This window comes from Plantibacter sp. PA-3-X8, assembly GCF_003856975.1.
Taxonomy (GTDB): domain Bacteria; phylum Actinomycetota; class Actinomycetes; order Actinomycetales; family Microbacteriaceae; genus Plantibacter; species Plantibacter auratus.
Window position 1 is genome coordinate 1767817 of sequence record NZ_CP033107.1, and the last position, 15852, is coordinate 1783668.

The following is a 15852-nucleotide window of genomic DNA, read 5'->3' on the forward strand; positions in this document are numbered from 1 at the left end:
TTCATGATGCCCCCCGCACGAGGATGTGAGGTAGTCGACAGGCTTCCCACGTTCATGGACGGTCGTCCTCGACCGCGCTGAGCGAGCGACCGGCGGGGGAGGCGAGGTGGCTTGGACACGACCGTCCGTGCGGCGACCGATGTGGGTCGTGGAGTGACCGCAGGGCGCATCGTGATGACCCCCGCGCAAACTGGGGATGCGCTGAACGTGGGCCGTGCGCGGGTCGTGGACTACTCGGAGAACCGTGCGCGGCGGACGGCCTTCCCGGCGACGAGAGCGTCGCGCAGCGACCGACCGATGAGGCCCTCGCGGGCAAAGCCGCTCAGCAGCTCGGCAGCGAGCGCGCCGCGGTCGACCTCGGGCTCCGGGCCGTCGTCGACGCCGTCGGCCGGGCCGGCGAAGCCGTCGTGGGCGAGCAGGATCGAGCCCTGGTGGCAGTGCCGGACGGCGTGGGCGACGCGCTCGTGCTCGCCGACGTCCTTGACGTCCCAGGCGGTCGCCGTCCAGAGCACCGTCTGCAGACCGGCTCGTTTGACGGCCTGCCACGTCTCGATGCTCTGCGCGCCGTAGGGCGGCCGGAACCACTCGATCGACTGGCCGCTCAACTGCTCCAGCTCCTGTTTCGCCGCGAGGGTGCGCCGGTAGGCGACCTCCTCGGAGAAGTCGGTGAGGCGTACGTGGTCGTCGCCGTGCAGGGCAAGCTCATGCCCACCGGCGACGATGCGTTCGAGGAGCTCCGGGTACTTCCGCGCGCGGCCGACGAGGACGAAGAACGTCGCGGTCGCGCCGGCCTCGGCGAGGGCGTCGAGGACACCCGGCGTGCCGTCGGGGCTCGGACCGTCGCCGTAGGTCATGACGACCGTGCGCTCCTCGGTCGCGACACCGACGATCGAACCGTGGACGGGCAGCGAACCGGTGAGGCGTGCGAGCAGCGCCTGCCGAGCCTTCGTCATGTGTCCACCGCCCTGTGAGTCGATCCGTCCAACAGTACCTCGCTGTCGTGGCGAACGGGAGCGCGGCCGCGGCGGCGGAACGGGCGCAGGGTGCGGCGGGTGTCAGGCCTGGACGAGCGTGGTGTCGAGCTCGCGCTGCTCCTCGAGCTGGGCGAGTGCACGGCGGAGTGCGGTGCTCGAGGTGCTCATCGTGTACGGGAAGTAGACGACCTCGACGCCGACCTTGGCGAACTCCGCTTCGAGCCGGAGGCCCTCTGCGGTCCCGCGCCAATCGTCGCCCTTGAAGAAGATGTCGAACCGGAGCGCATCCCAGGCCTGGAGCTTGTCGTCCCAGGTCTCCTCGACGGCCTCGTCGACGAAGCCGATGTGGCGGACGATCTCGAGACGCTCCGTCAGTGGGACGATGGGTTCGATGCGCTTGCGGGTGCGGAGCAGCTCGTCCGAGACGACCCCCGCGATGAGGTAGTCGCACGCGCTCTTGGCATGACGAAGGATGTTCAGGTGCCCGACGTGGAAGAGGTCGAAGGCGCCTGCCGCGTAGCCGACGCGTCCCGGTCGTGCTGCTGCGTGCTGATCGCTCATCTGAACGCTCCCCGTGTGTGTGTTTCCCTGACGTCTCCGGCGCGTTCGTTGAGCCTGGTCCGAGCGTAGGAGGGTCATCACCGCTTGCCGAGTCCACTTTCAGGTGCCACCCGAGGAGGGGGCGACGCCTGGCAGCGTCAGGCCGGGCCCAATAAGCTGCCTCCCGAGAGGACTCCTTCCGGAGGCCTCCGCAGCGGACACGGGCGGATCGCTCGGAACGGGGTACCACGGTGACCGAGCTCGAGGGTGAACAGACGGCAGACACGAACGTGCCGAAGACCCGTCGTCGGACCACGCTGATCGTCGTGTCGGCGGTCGTGGTCGTCGCGCTGCTCGTCGTGGCGTTCCTCCTCTTCCGTCCGGCGACGACGACCGATGCGGGCGGCGCGACCGGGACGGCGGTCCCCACCTCGTCCACCAGCGCCGGAGCCACGACGCCTGGAGCGACCGGCTCGTCGACCGGCGCACCGGTGGAACCGGGTGGACGGCCCACGCAGACGCCGATCGCCTTCGACGACGACGCCGAGCCGCTCCCCGGTGTCACGGTCGCGATCACCGGGCTCGAGGCCGTCGACGGCGAGGCGACCGGCGTGGGGGAGATATCCGGGCCCGCCGTGCGGGTGTCGGTCGAGTTCGTGAACGGCTCCGACGCCGAGGTCGACCTTCGCACCGTGCAGGTCACGGCCGACTCCGGCCCGGACCGGACCGCGAGTTCCGAGCTGAGCGGTCCCGGCGTCGTGGCCTTCCCGGCCCGGCTCGCTGCTGGGGACGGTGCGACAGCGGTCTACGTGTTCGCCGTGCCGGCCGACCAGCGCGAGTCGTTCCGGGTGTTCGTCGACTCGGTCGTGACCGCACCGGTGGTGCTGTTCGAAGGCGCAGCGCCGTCCGCCTGATCATCTCGAGCGAGTCGAGGTCGGCGACGGTGGCCGATGGCGACCTGAGGGGGTGATCCGCGGGGCAACAGCGGGGGGCAAAATCACCCATGTTCGAGGGATACTGGCGCGTCAGCGGCGCTGATAGCATCCGATCGCGCCACTGCACCCGAAGCCGTGTCGTGCATCTCTCTCACCGTTACCGGTCGCCTGCTCGGCGACTGATGGGGGCACCCGATCATGACCCGTTCTCTCTTCTCGAAGGCTGCCGTCGCGGCCGTGGCGCTCGCCGCGGTCCTGACGGGCGCGCTCGTCGCCACGCCTGCGTACGCCGACACCGCGCCGGTCGATCCGACCAGTCCGGCCTCGCCGACCACGGTCAGCGCCGACGCGCTCCCGACCGTCCAGGTGGACGGTGTGGTCTGGCAGCAGATCGTCGTCGGCGACACCGTCTACGCGGTGGGAGACTTCTCCACGGCCCGTCCGGCGGGTGCCGCCCCCGGCACGAACACGGTGACGCGGAACAACATCCTCGCGTACAAGCTCTCGACCGGTGAGCTCATCCAGGGCTTCGCTCCGAGCCTCACCGGCGGCGAGGCGGTCAGCGTCGCGGCATCCCCCGACGGCTCGCGGATCTACGTCGGCGGTTCGTTCACCGCGGTGAACGGCGCGACGGTGTGGCGGATCGCCGCGCTCAACCCGACCACCGGCGCGCTCATCACCTCCTTCCTCCCGAAGCCGGCCTCGACGGTGCGCGCAATCGCCGCGACGAACAGCACCGTCTACTTCGGCGGACTCTTCACCTCGGTCGGGACCGACCAGCGCCTCCGCCTCGCGGCGGCCAGCGCTTCCAACGGCGCGGTCCTCCCATGGGCACCGGCGGCGGACGGCGGGCGGGTGAACGCGATCGTCCTGTCGCCCGACGGCTCGAAGGCGGTCGTCGGCGGCCAGTTCACGTCGGTCAACGGTTCGACCAACCCGGGGTACGGTGTCGCGGCCGTGAACCTCACCGACGGTGCGCTGCTGCCGTTCGGTGCGAACGACAAGGTGCGCAACGGCGGCACCCAGGCCGGGATCACGAGCCTCACCTCCGACGGCGACAGCGTCTACGGCACCGGCTACGTCTTCGGTTCCGGTGGCAACCTCGAGAACAGCTTCCGCGCTTCATGGGACGGCGGGGCGCTCCAGTGGGTCGCAGACTGCCACGGTGACACGTACAGTGCCGCGGTCGTCGGAGACGTCGTGTACACCGCGGGCCACGCACACTACTGCGGCAACATCGGTGGGTTCCCGCAGACCGACCCCTGGTCGTTCTACCGCGGGATCGCCTTCAGCAAGGCGGCCACCGGGACGGCGACCCCCGACATCTACGGCTACCCGAGCTGGGGCGGTCAGGCTTCGCCGACGCTCCTCAACTGGTTCCCGAACCTCGACACCGGCACCAAGACCGGTCAGAACCAGGGCCCATGGTCCGTCGCGGGTAACACGCAGTACGTCGTGATGGGCGGCGAGTTCAAGAACGTGAACGGATCCGGTCAGCAGGGTCTCGTCCGGTTCGCGGTGTCGTCGAAGGCGCCGAACGCGCAGGGTCCCGTCGTGACGGGTTCGCGCTTCAACCCGACGGTCACCTCGTCGGTCAACGGCCAGGCACGCATCCGTTGGACGGCGAACTGGGACCGCGACAACACGAACCTCACCTACCAGGTGATCCGCGACGGCAACACGGCCAAGCCGATCTACACGACGACCAAGGAGTCGACCTTCTGGCAACGTGGCTCGATGGGCTACGTCGACACGGGTCTGACCCCCGGTCAGACCTACCGCTACCGGGTGTTCGCCACCGACCCCTTCGGGAACATCGCTCGCTCCGACACCGTGACCGTGACGATCGCGTCCGGTGGTCAGAGCTCGAGCGCGTACTCGTCGTCCGTGTTGGCCGACAGCCCGAAGACCTACTACCGGTTCGGTGAATCGGGCGGCACCACCGCCGAGGACTGGGCGGGCTTCGCCGACGGCAACATCACCGGTGACGTCTCGCTCAACCAGGACGGCTCGGGGATCGGCGACACGAACGCCTCCTACGGGTTCTCCGGGACCAACGGGAACGTGACGACGCCGGACGTACAGCTGTCCCCGGACACGTTCACCGTCGAGAGCTGGATCAAGACGACCTCCACGAGCGGTGGCAAGATCATCGGCTTCGGCGGCTCTGCGACCGGCAACTCGAACAACTACGACCGCCAGGTGTACCTGGACAACGACGGCCGGATCTTCTTCGGGGTCTACCCGGGCCAGGTCAGGACCGTGAACTCGTCGAAGAGCTACAACGACGGACAGTGGCACCACGTCGCAGCGTCGATGAGCAGCGCCGGGATGAAGCTGTACGTCGACGGCCGCCTCGTGGCGAGCCGTGCCGACACGACCACCGGTCAGCCCTTCAACGGCTACTGGCGGATCGGCGGTGACAACCTGGGCGGTTGGCCCAACCAGCCGTCATCGTCCTACCTGGCCGGCAACATCGACGAGGTCGCCATCTACGACGCTGCGCTCAGCCAGGACTCGATCATCAACCACTTCGTCGCTTCCGGACGGACCTCGCCGATCCCGGCGGCGCCCGCAGACGGCTACGGCGCCTCGGTCTACAACCTGGACCCGACGCTGTACTGGCGACTCGGCGAGACGGCGGGCGCTGCGGCGCTCGACTCCTCGAAGAGCGATCACGCCGGAACGTACACCGGCCGGGTGAACCAGGGCGTCGACGGTGCGATCACCGGGACGGCCAACAAGGCCGCCGCGTTCGACCCCATCAACCAGGGCGGCTGGCAGCAGGCCGGCGTCGCGAGCAACGACCAGTTCTCCAGCCCGAACTCGTACGCCCTCGAACTGTGGTTCAAGACCACGACGACGCGTGGAGGCAAGCTCATCGGCTTCGGGAGCAGTCAGACCGGTACGTCCGGCAGCTACGACCGCCACGTCTACATGGAGCCGAACGGTGCGTTGACCTTCGGGACCTGGACGGGCCAGACGAACACGATCACCTCGGTCGCCGGCCTCAACAACGGTGCCTGGCACCACCTCGTGGCCGAGCAGTCGAGCGACGGGATGAAGCTCTACGTGGACGGGGCGCTGCAGGGCACCAACCCGCAGACGGGTGCGCAGGACTACGCGGGCTACTGGCGGATCGCCGGTGACAACGTGTGGAACGGCACCGACCCGTTCTTCTCCGGGACGCTCGACGAGGTCGCCGTCTACCCGACGCCGCTCACGAACGCCCAGGTCCAGAACCACTGGGAACTCGGGACGGGCGTGGTGCCGAACGTCGCTCCGACCGCATCGTTCACCGGTTCCGCCGTCGACCTGCACGCGGAGTTCGACGCCTCCGCCTCGGCGGACCAGGACGGCACCATCGCGTCCTACGCCTGGGACTTCGGCGACGGGACGACGGGGACCGGCGTGACGCCGAGCCACGACTACACGACGGCCGGTGCGCACACCGTGACCCTCACCGTCACCGACAACCGGGGCGCGACGGCGACCACGACCGGCTCCGTCACGACGAAGCTCCCGAACGTCGCTCCGACCGCCGCCTACAGTCCGTCCGCGCAGAACCTGACGGTCGCCTTCGACGCTTCGGCGTCGACGGATCCTGACGGCTCGATCGCGTCCTTCGCCTGGAACTTCGGTGACGGCACGACCGGCACGGGCGCCACCACGTCGCACACCTACACGGCCGCGGGCAGCTACCAGGCCAAGCTCACGGTGACGGACGACCAGGGCGCGATCGGCGAGGTCACCCAGACCATCGTCGTCAGCGCGCCGGTCCTCGTCGCGCCGACGTCGCACTTCACGCAGTCGGCCGCCGGTCTCGCGGTGAGCCTCGACGGTTCGACCTCGACCGACGGCGACGGCACGATCGTGTCGCACGCCTGGAACTTCGGCGACGGTCAGACCGGCACCGGAGCCACGGTCTCGCACACCTACGCCGCCGCCGGAAGCTTCACAGTCACGCACACGGTGACGGACAACGACGGCCTGACGGGCAGCAGCACCTCCGTCGTGACCGTCGCGGCTCCCGCCAACGTCGCTCCGACGGCCGCCTTCACGGCGACGCCGAGCGGCCTCGTCGTCGCGGTCGACGGCTCCACCTCGACCGACAGCGACGGCACCATCGCGTCCTACTCCTGGAACTTCGGCGACAGCGGGACGGCGACCGGAGCCACGGCCTCGCACAGCTACGCCGCCGCCGGGACCTACACGGTCACGCTGACGGTGACCGACAACGGCGGTGCGACGAACTCGACCACGCGCAGCGTGACCGTCACCGCACCGGTCACCCCGACCTCGCTCGCGAACGACTCGTTCACGCGCTCGGTGACGGGTGGCTTCGGCACGGCGGACAGCGGCGGCACCTGGTCGATCACCGGAGGTGCGGCGAACGCCACCGTCACCGGCGGCAAGGGTGTGCTGAAGCTCACCAAGGGCGGGGCAGGCGTGAACGGGTCGCTCTCGGGCGTCTCGTCGACCTCGACCGACGCCAGCGTCGTCTTCCGCCTGGACAAGGTGGCTGACGGCGGCGGGGCATTCGTCTCGCTCGCCGGACGCCAGGTGTCCGCAGGCAACGACTACCGGGCGAAGGTGAAGGTGGCGTCGAACGGCGCGATGACCCTCTACATCACCCGAACGGTGGGCGGCGCGGAGACCACGCTGAAGACCGTCGCCCTTGCAGGCACCTACACGGTCGGCACGGAGTACACCATCCGTGTCCAGGTCGACGGCGCCAACGCGACCACGGTCAACGCGAAGGCGTGGCGCACCGCCACTGCCGAGCCGACGAGCTGGCAGACGACGACGACCGACAGCACGGCCGTCCTCCAGACAGCGGGAACCGTCGGGGTCATGACCTACCTGAGCGCCAGCTCGACCAACTTCCCGGTCTCCGTGGCGTTCGACAGTCTGACGGTGGTGCCCGTCGGTGCCCCGACGACCCCACCTGTCGCGAACGTCGCCCCGGTGGCCGCGTTCACCCAGTCGGCTGCGGACCTCGTGCTGAGTGTCGACGGCTCCACGTCGAGCGACAGTGACGGGACGCTGGCCTCCTACGCCTGGGACTTCGGAGACGGCGGGACCGCGACCGGTGCCACCGCGACGCACACCTATGCCGCGGCAGGTTCCTACACGGTGCGGCTCACCGTGACGGACAACGTCGGTGCCACAGGCACCGTCACGAGTGTCGCGACCGTGACCGCCCCGGTGACCCCGCCGGTCGACCCGCCGGTGGACCCGGCAGCCAAGTTCGCTGCCGACACGTTCGAGCGCACCCAGGCCGGCGGCTTCGGCAACGCCGACACGGGTGGTGCCTGGACGGTCACCGGGGGAGCGGCCAACGCGTCCGTGGCGGCCGGCAAGGGCGTGCTCAAGCTCACGAAGGCCGGCGCCGGAGTGAGCGCGTACCTGGCCGGTGTCTCGGCGCAGAGCACGGACGCCACCGTCAACTTCTCCCTGGACAAGCTGCCCGACGGTGGAGGCGCCTTCGTCTCCCTCGCGGGCCGCCAGGTGTCCCCGGGGAACGACTACCGGGCGAAGGTCAAGGTCGCTTCCAACGGCGCGATGACCCTCTACGTCACGAAGACGGTCGCGGGTGTGGAGACCACCCTCAAGACGGTCGCCGTGGCCGGGGTGTTCGCTCCTGCGACGGAGTACACCGTGCGCGTGCAGGTGACGGGGAGCGGGACGTCGACCATCAGCGCCAAGGTCTGGGCTGCGGCCTCCACCGAGCCGGCCGCCTGGCAGACGACCGCGACCGACGCATCGGCCGAGTTGCAGGGCGCCGGGACCGTCGCGCTCGTCGCGTACCTGAGTGGCAGCTCGACCAACTTCCCGGTGTCCGTGTCGTTCGACAGCCTCGTCGCTCGGCCCGTCCAGTGAGCGCGGCTCGATGAGCGCCGTCTCCACCGGCCACGCGTCGTCACCGAAGGGTGGCGGCGCGCTGCGCCGCGCTCGCAAGCGGCTCAAGCACCTCGTCGCGCGCCTCGACACGATCACCCTCGGCGCGCTCGAAGCCACGCGTCGGTCCTCGCTGCTCGGAGACGGCGATGCCGTCGTCTCGCTGACGAGCTACGGCGTGCGGATCGACGCTGTTCACACCACCATCGAGTCGATCGGACGCGGCGTGGTCCGCCCTCGCCGGATCATCCTCTGGCTCGATGACGCTGACGCTCTGGAACGGTCCACGCCGCAGCTTCGACGTCTGCAGCGGCGTGGGCTCGAGGTGCGTCTCGCCGACAACCTCGGCCCCCACACGAAATACTGGCCGTACGTCGAATCGACGCCGGATCGGTCGGTACCGCTCGTGACGGCCGACGACGACATCATCTACCCCCGTCGATGGCTCGCAGACCTGCTCGAGGCGGGTCGAACGCGCCCCGACACGATCCACTGCTACTGGGCACGGGTGGTGCGACTGGACGACGACGGACGCTTCGCACCCTACGGCTCGTGGCCGTCGGCATCCGACACCGCACCGTCCCCGGCGAACTTCGCCCTCGGCGTCTCGGGTGTCCTGTACCCGCCACGTATGCTCGACGCGCTCCACGGAGCCGGGCGTGCCTTCGAGACCGTGACCCCCAAGGCCGACGACATCTGGCTGCACGCGATCGCCCTGCGCGCCGGCGTGCCGGTCGCCCAGGTCCGCGACAAGGCCGTGCACTTCCTCACCGTCCCAGGAACCCAGGTGATCAGCCTGCGTGCGGACAATGTGGCGGGAACCGGGAACGACGACGCCATCGACCGGGTCTACGGACCGGAGGACCGAGCCGTCCTCACCGGCATCGATCGCGGAGCGAGGCGGACCGGCACCTGAGCGGACCGCCGGGAGGCGTGTCGGGCGACGACGACCCTGGGTGGCCTGAGCGCGAGAGCCGTCCGGCGGCCGATCGTCGCATCCGCGACGGCGATGCCGATCACCGCCCAGAGCACGATGCCGGCGACGGAGCGGGTGGCGAGTGAGCTGTACGTCTGGGGGATGATGACCGCGATCGCACCGGCCAGCATGACCCCGGGCATCGAGACCCATCGTCGAGCGGTCACGAGCAGTGCGACCATCGTCCCGAAGTACAGCAGCGCGAACACGATCCCGATGTCGATCGAGTACATGAGCACGGCACTCTCGAGGCTGGTGCCGAGGCCGGCCGCCGACCCGATCCGGTAGCTGGAGGAGATCCCCTGCCCCGTCAGCAGGAAGTCCGGCCATTCCCGGGCGAAGAAGTCGAGGGCGAGGAGCCGGGCGCGGGTGGACCCCGTGTCGTCCTGGACACGATCGAGGACGCCGGCCGCGAGGGGTGAGAGGGCGGTCGCGACGATCGCGACGGAGGCGAGCACCATGCCGACGAGTCGTGCGGCGGCACTCTTCGTCGACATCCCGACCACGTACAGGGCGCCGACGATCATGACGATGAGCCCGAGGCGCGACTGCGACACGAGGACGCCGACGAACATCACGGCCAGCAGTGGCAGCCGGAGCCACCAGTGGCGCACACCGGCGAGGAGCGGGGTCACGACGCAGACGGCGAGGGACAGCGCGAGCGGTTGGTCCAGCGTGCCCATCCACCGGTCGTGGACGGGGTTGAACCAGTACTGGGATTCGAAGCCTGCCGCGTAGACGATCGGCTCCTTCACGATCCACTGCGCGATCGCGACGGCGACGGCGACGGTGGTGAGGAGGATGATCAGATCGCGGAGGCGCAACAGCCACCGGCGGTCGGCACCCTCGAGGATGAGGAGCAGAAGCAATACGGGCACGAGGATCTGGTCGACCAGCAGATTCATGCCGCCGCCGTAGCTGCTGAACCGGGTCGTGACGAACGCGACCGACACGACGAGCCCGAGCGCGAGGAACACCACGACGTGCTCGGCGACCACCTCGGCGAGCCGCGGTCCGTTGTGGATCACCTGCATCGCGACGGTGGCGATGACCAGCCAGGTGGCCGGATGGAACGCCAGCCCTCCGCTCGCCTGGCCGGTCAGCACGTATCCGCCGACGGTCGGGACGAGGAACCAGAGTGAGACCGCCATGGCGACGCTCGCCATCGGGCGGTCGCGCAGGACGAGCGCCACCGCCAGGCAGACCAGGATCCAGAGGATGAGTTGGGTCATGGGCGGAGCGCGGCTTACGGTTCGGCGCGAGCGGTCCGGGCCGTCGTCTTCGGTCGCTCGTCTCCGCCGCGCTGACCGATGAGGGAACGCAGCTGCTCGTCCATCCGACGCGCATGGGCGCCCCCGTGGCGCCTGGACGGACGTGGAGACGAGTTGAGCACGGAACCGAGGACCAGGGTGCCGGCCGGCGCGAGCGCCTCCATGCCGCTCAGGAGCTGCGGCTTGGTCGCCCGGTCGCGACCGACCACGAGGACCGCGCCGTCCGAGAGCCGACCGATGAGCGAGGCGTCGATGCGGGGCAACAGGGGAGCGGTGTCGATGACGGCCAGGTCGCAGTTCGCCCTGATGTGCTCGACCAGCTGCGCGAACCGGGTCGAGGCGAACCCCTGCGCGGCGTCGAGGTGCGCACGGCCCGCCGGGATGACGAGCAGGCCCGGGGTGGAGGTCTCAGCGATGATGTCGGACACCTCCGCCTCTCCGGCGAGGTACTCGCCGAGGCCCGGTGACTCGGTGAGGCCGAAGGCCGCGCTGAGCGCCGGATGGGCGAGATCGGCGTCGACGATCACCACGGTCGAGTGGAACCGGGTCAGGGACAGCCCGAGGGAGCCTGCGACGAGCGACCGCCCGTCGCCCGCATGGGCGCTGGAGACTTGGATCACCTGCTGCCGTGGCTTCGCCACGTCCAGGCCGAGACCCGCGACGAGACGCTCGACCGGCCGGTCGAGCTGGCCGGCGGGATCATGGCCGCCCGCCGCCCGCCGGGCGAGGAGTCCGCGGGTGCGGACCCGCGGGATGCTCGCGAGCACGGGCAGTTCGAGGGCGTCCTCGAGCTCGGTGGCGGTCCCGATCGCCCGGCGGCTCGTCTTACGGACGATGGCGATCGTGGCTCCGAGAGCGAGTCCGACGATGGCACCGAGCGCGAGGTTCAGGGGCTTCTTCGGTGAGATCGCGTCCTCGTTGAGCGTCGGACCGGAGACCACGTTCAACTTGACGTTCGCAAGCTCGGCATCACCGCGGTTGTCGAGCGTGGAGACGAGTTGACCGAACTGGTCGGCGACGGCGCGCGCGAGCGCGAAGGACCGGTCCTTGTCGGTGTCCTGCACCTCCACGCCCAGCAGGACGGTCTCCGGGTCGGAGTAGGCGTTGATCCGTGAGGAGACCTCGGCGACCGTGAGGTCGACCCCGCTCGACTCGATGATCTGACGAGCCATCGACTCGCTCGTGAGCAGCTGTACGTAGGAGTTGATGCGACGCTGCGCGAACTCGTCCGCGGCAAGCGCCGAACCGCCCACGTCGGTCTGGGTGGACACGAAGAACTTGACGCTGCTCGCGTAGACCGGGGTGCTGATCGAGTTGTAGACCATTGCGAGGCCGAGGCCCGCGATGAGCGCGATGGCGACGATCCACCACCCGGTCACGATGGCGCGTACGTATCCGAGCAAAGTCACGGGTGGTCTCCTGGGTGGTCGGGCCTGCATCGCATCTTACGGCGTTCTCCGAGGACCGAACGCCGTGAGCGGTGCGGGACGTCCGCAGTCCGGTACGCTGATTCCAGCGTGTACCCGTTTGTCTCCGCCGCCCCGTTCGCACCCGAAGCGTGACCTGGGCCTGGGTGCCCGCTCGCAACACGCTGCGACGAGATGGGGTCGGCTCGATGAGAGTCATGGTCATGCACCCGAGCGCGGAGCTCTACGGCTCCGACCGGGTGCTGCTCGAGAGCGTCGCCGCCTATACGGAGCGGGACGTGCCGGTCACGGTCGTCCTCGCGTCCGACGGCCCACTGGTGGACGAACTGCGTCGGATCGGTGCGGAGGTCGAGGTCACGGACCTCCCCGTGCTCCGCAAGTCGATGCTGTCACCGGTCGGGCTCGTCCGACTCGCCGGCCGCTCGATCGTGTGGGTGTTCCGCGGACGGCGCCTCGTCCGTCGGGTGCGACCGTCCGTCGTCTATGTGAGCACCGTCACCATCCCCATCGCCAACGTGATCGCGAGGCTCTCCCGCATCCCGCTCGTGGTGCACGTGCACGAGGCGGAGGACAGCGCGGGACGTCTGGCGCGGTTCGCATTGTCCGCCCCCCTCCATCTCGCCCACCGCATCGTCTACAACAGTGGCTTCTCGCAGCGGACCGTGGAGCGGATGTTCCCAGCACTGGCCGCACGATCCGAGATCGTGTTGAACGGGGTCACCGCTCCCAGGACCGTCCACGCCCCCCGTCCCACCCTCGAGGGTGGCATCCGCGTCGTGTACGTGGGCCGCCTGTCGGCGCGCAAAGGGCCTGACGTGGTCGTCGAGGCCATCGCACAGCTCCCGGAGACCCTGCCGGCGTCGCTCAGCCTCGTCGGCGCGGTCTACCCCGGGTACGAGTGGTTCGAGGAGGCGCTCCGCGAGCGGGTCGGTGCACTCGGGCTCGAGGAGCGTGTCGCCTTCGAGGGGTTCGTCGACGACGCCTACCCGATGATCAGTGCCGCCGACGTCATGGTCGTCTCCTCTCGCGTCGACGAGCCCTTCGGCAACACCGCAGTCGAAGCGATGCTCGCGGCGCGCCCGGTCGTCGTCAGCGACACCTCCGGTCTGCGGGAGGCGGCCGCCGGCTACGAATCCGCGCGTTTCGTCGCCCCCGGTGACGCGTCCGCCATCGCGAGCGCCATCGAGTCCATCGCGACGGGTTGGTCGGACGTGCGGGAGGCCGCAGAACGTGACGCCCTGGTCGCCACCGAGCGTCACAGCACCGCCTCCTACCGCGAACACCTGCGCACCGCCGTGTCCCGGGCGCTCCAGGGGCGTCGGAGCCGTGGGGTCGAGGCTGCGTCGTGACGGCGACCGACCCGGCTGACGACGGGCTCAGGAAACCGCCCCAGACGACGGCGCAGGGCGTGAAGTGGTCGGGCACCGCCGTCATCCTGCGGCAGCTCGCGCAGGTCGCCAGCGCACTGGTGATCGCACGCATCCTCGGCCCGTCGAGCTACGGGGTCGTGAGCGCCGCGACGATCTACGTCACCCTGACCACGTTGATGCTCGACCAGGGCCTCTCCTCGGCGCTCATCCAGCGGCCCTCCCTGGAACGACGAGCACCCGGTGCGGTCGCCACCCTCAACATCCTCCTCGCCGTCCTCCTCGCCGTCCTCACGTGGTTCCTCGCCCCCGTCATCGCGGACTTCTTCCGCGTCGACGCGCTGGCGGAGGTGCTGCGGATCCTGGGCGTCCTCCTGCCGCTCAAGGCGCTCGCCGTCGTGCCTCGTGCGATGCTGTCCCGCACGCTGCAGTTCAAGCACATCGCCGTCGCCGACGTCGTCGGCGCGGTCATCGGCGCGATCGCCGGTATCGCATCGGCACTGCTCGGCGCCGACTTCTTCGCCACCGTCTACCAGACCCTCGTGACCGATGCGCTCGTCGCGGTCGTGCTCCTGATCGCCTTCCGCGGGCCGGTTCCGAACCTCGCGTTCCGCAGCATGGGCATGCTGTTGAGTTACAGCATCAAGGTGTTCGCGACGAACTGCATCGCGTACTTCTCGCGGAACATCGACAACATCCTGGTGGGACGCTTCCTCGGCGTCACCTCACTCGCGTTCTACGGGATGGCCTACCGCGTCCTGTCCATCCCGGTGCAGCTCATCGGGCAGACGGTCAACCGGGTGCTCTTCCCCGTGTTCTCCAGGAACGCCGGCGACCGGGTCCGGATCGCCAGGCAGCTCACCGACGCGACGGAGATGCTGGCGACCACCGTCATCCCGATCATGGTGCTCATCTCCGCGGCGGCTCCCCAACTCGTGATGGCCGTCCTCGGCCCTGAATGGGCCGCCGCCGCGGTGCTCATCTCGATCCTGGCGCTGGGCGGCGCCCGCGAAACGGTGTTCTACATCACCCCGTCACTCATGAAGGCCCTCGGGTTCGCCTCGTTGAACCTCAGATACGAGCTGTTCGCCACGGCGCTCCAGGTCGGCGGGATCGTCATCGGTCTGCAGTTCGGCGTCGTCGGCGTCGCAGCCGGGTACACGATCGCCGGATTCGTCCTCGCGCCCGTGCTCCTCGCGATCCAGCGCCGGCTGACGGGTGTCCGCATCCGCGCCCAGCTCGGCGTCATGCTGCCGGCCGTCCACGCGAGCATCTGGGGCGCGGCGGTCTACCTCGGCATCGGGTTGCTCGGGCTCCCCGACCTGCTCCACCTCGTCGTCGGCGGTCTCGCCTTCGTCCTCAGCTGCGTCGGGGTCTTCCTGCTCTTCCACCGCCGCACCGCGCGACGGTTCGTCCAGCGGGCCCGAGAGACCATCGGGTCCCGTCGCGCGCCCAAGCCGACCACTCCAGGAGAGGATGCCGTATGAGCACCCCACCATTCACCACCCTGACGATCGCGGTGCTCACCTACAAGCGTGTCTCCCAGATCGTCGACCTGATCCCCAAGCTCGTCGAGCAGGGCCGCATGGTCGATGCGAGCGTGCGGATCCTCGTCGTCGACAACGACCCGGAGGCCGGCGCGCGTGAAGCGGTCGTCGCGGCACTCGGCGATGAGGGCGTCTACGTGCACGAGGCGGTCCCGGGGATCGTCGCAGGACGCAACCGTGCCCTCGCCGCGTCGGGCGACCAAGACCTGCTCGTGTTCATCGACGACGACGAGGTGCCGTCGGCACGGTGGCTGGCGCAGCTCGTCGAGGTCTACCGTCAGGCCGATCCGTCCGTCGTGGCCGTGGTGGGGTCGGTCGTGTCCGTCTTCGAGCGTGAGCCGGAGCCGTGGGTCGAGGCCGGTCGGTTCTTCGACCGGCGGCGCCTCGCCACCGGGACCGAGATCACGGTGGCTGCGACGAACAACCTCCTCCTGGACCTCCGATGGCTCCGTGGGCACGGGATCGTGTTCGACCACCGCTTCGGTCTGTCGGGTGGCTCGGACACGCTCTTCTCCCGGGCGATCGTGGCGCAGGGAGGACGGATGCTCTGGTGCGACGAGGCCGAGGTGACCGACGAGGTGCCGGTGAGCCGGATCACGAGGGCATGGGTCCTGCAGCGCGCCTACCGGAGCGGCAACTCCTGGAGCAGGACGTCCCTGGTGCTCGAACCGTCTCGCCTCGGCCGCCTGCGGATCCGCGCAGGGCTCCTGTCCAAGGGTGCGGTGCGGCTGGTGGGCGGTTCCGCGCAGAGTCTGCTCGGACGGGTGCGCGGTTCGATGCGGCACGATGCGCGAGGACGCCGCACCGCCCGACGCGGAGCGGGGATGATCGCAGGCGCGTTCGGCGGCGTGTACAGCGAGTACGCGCGGGCGTCCCACTGACCCGGACTGGTCGCCGACCCGGATGTCTCCCGG

The 15852-nt window shown here is 69.6% G+C and carries 10 protein-coding genes; 6 read left to right on the forward strand and 4 right to left on the reverse strand.

Features of this window, described 5'->3' with window-relative positions; all coding sequences use genetic code 11:
• Nucleotides 1-230: 230 nt before the first annotated feature.
• Together EAO79_RS08455 and EAO79_RS08460 are read right to left on the reverse strand one after the other, a co-directional pair.
• Nucleotides 231-953, reverse strand: coding sequence for a polysaccharide deacetylase family protein (locus EAO79_RS08455; protein ID WP_124768706.1), 723 nt, complete (start codon nt 951-953; stop codon nt 231-233).
• Between the two features lie 102 nt (nt 954-1055).
• On the reverse strand, nt 1056-1535 hold the full coding sequence (locus EAO79_RS08460) for an adenylyltransferase/cytidyltransferase family protein (RefSeq protein WP_124768707.1): 480 nt from the start codon (nt 1533-1535) through the stop codon (nt 1056-1058).
• Nucleotides 1536-1765: 230 nt separating this feature from the next.
• Between EAO79_RS08460 and EAO79_RS08465 the strand changes: the two genes are divergently transcribed.
• From EAO79_RS08465 to EAO79_RS08475, 3 genes are all read left to right on the forward strand, one after another.
• Nucleotides 1766-2428 carry a hypothetical protein gene (locus tag EAO79_RS08465; RefSeq protein WP_124768708.1) on the forward strand — a complete coding sequence of 221 codons (663 nt, stop codon included), beginning with the start codon at nt 1766-1768 and terminating at the stop codon, nt 2426-2428.
• Nucleotides 2429-2647: 219 nt separating this feature from the next.
• Nucleotides 2648-8332, forward strand: coding sequence for a PKD domain-containing protein (locus EAO79_RS08470; protein WP_124768709.1), 5685 nt, complete (start codon nt 2648-2650; stop codon nt 8330-8332).
• 10 nt (nt 8333-8342) lie between these two features.
• Nucleotides 8343-9266, forward strand: a complete 924-nt coding sequence (locus EAO79_RS08475) for a glycosyltransferase (protein WP_124768710.1) — start codon at nt 8343-8345, stop codon at nt 9264-9266.
• Here EAO79_RS08475 and EAO79_RS08480 read toward each other — a convergent pair.
• Both EAO79_RS08480 and EAO79_RS08485 read right to left on the reverse strand, forming a co-directional pair.
• Complete coding sequence (locus EAO79_RS08480; protein ID WP_124768711.1) at nt 9200-10558, reverse strand: O-antigen ligase; 1359 nt, start codon at nt 10556-10558, stop codon at nt 9200-9202. The genes EAO79_RS08475 and EAO79_RS08480 overlap by 67 nt on opposite strands.
• A 14-nt stretch (nt 10559-10572) precedes the next feature.
• Nucleotides 10573-12006 carry a polysaccharide biosynthesis tyrosine autokinase gene (locus EAO79_RS08485; RefSeq protein WP_164486921.1) on the reverse strand — a complete coding sequence of 478 codons (1434 nt, stop codon included), beginning with the start codon at nt 12004-12006 and terminating at the stop codon, nt 10573-10575.
• A gap of 221 nt (nt 12007-12227) precedes the next feature.
• On the opposite strand from EAO79_RS08485, the gene EAO79_RS08490 reads away from it, so the two are divergent.
• Genes EAO79_RS08490 through EAO79_RS08500 form a run of 3 tightly spaced genes read left to right on the forward strand, consistent with a single transcriptional unit; the run spans nt 12228 to nt 15819 of the window.
• A complete protein-coding gene (locus EAO79_RS08490; protein WP_164486922.1) occupies nt 12228-13373 on the forward strand; it encodes a glycosyltransferase in 1146 nt (381 codons plus the stop codon).
• Nucleotides 13370-14878, forward strand: a complete 1509-nt coding sequence (locus tag EAO79_RS08495) for a lipopolysaccharide biosynthesis protein (RefSeq protein WP_124768714.1) — start codon at nt 13370-13372, stop codon at nt 14876-14878. The genes EAO79_RS08490 and EAO79_RS08495 overlap by 4 nt, the downstream gene beginning before the upstream one ends.
• The gene (locus tag EAO79_RS08500) at nt 14875-15819 is read left to right on the forward strand and encodes a glycosyltransferase family 2 protein (RefSeq protein ID WP_124768715.1); all 945 of its coding nucleotides are present in this window, start codon (nt 14875-14877) and stop codon (nt 15817-15819) included. The genes EAO79_RS08495 and EAO79_RS08500 overlap by 4 nt, the downstream gene beginning before the upstream one ends.
• The last annotated feature ends 33 nt before the right edge of the window (nt 15820-15852 follow it).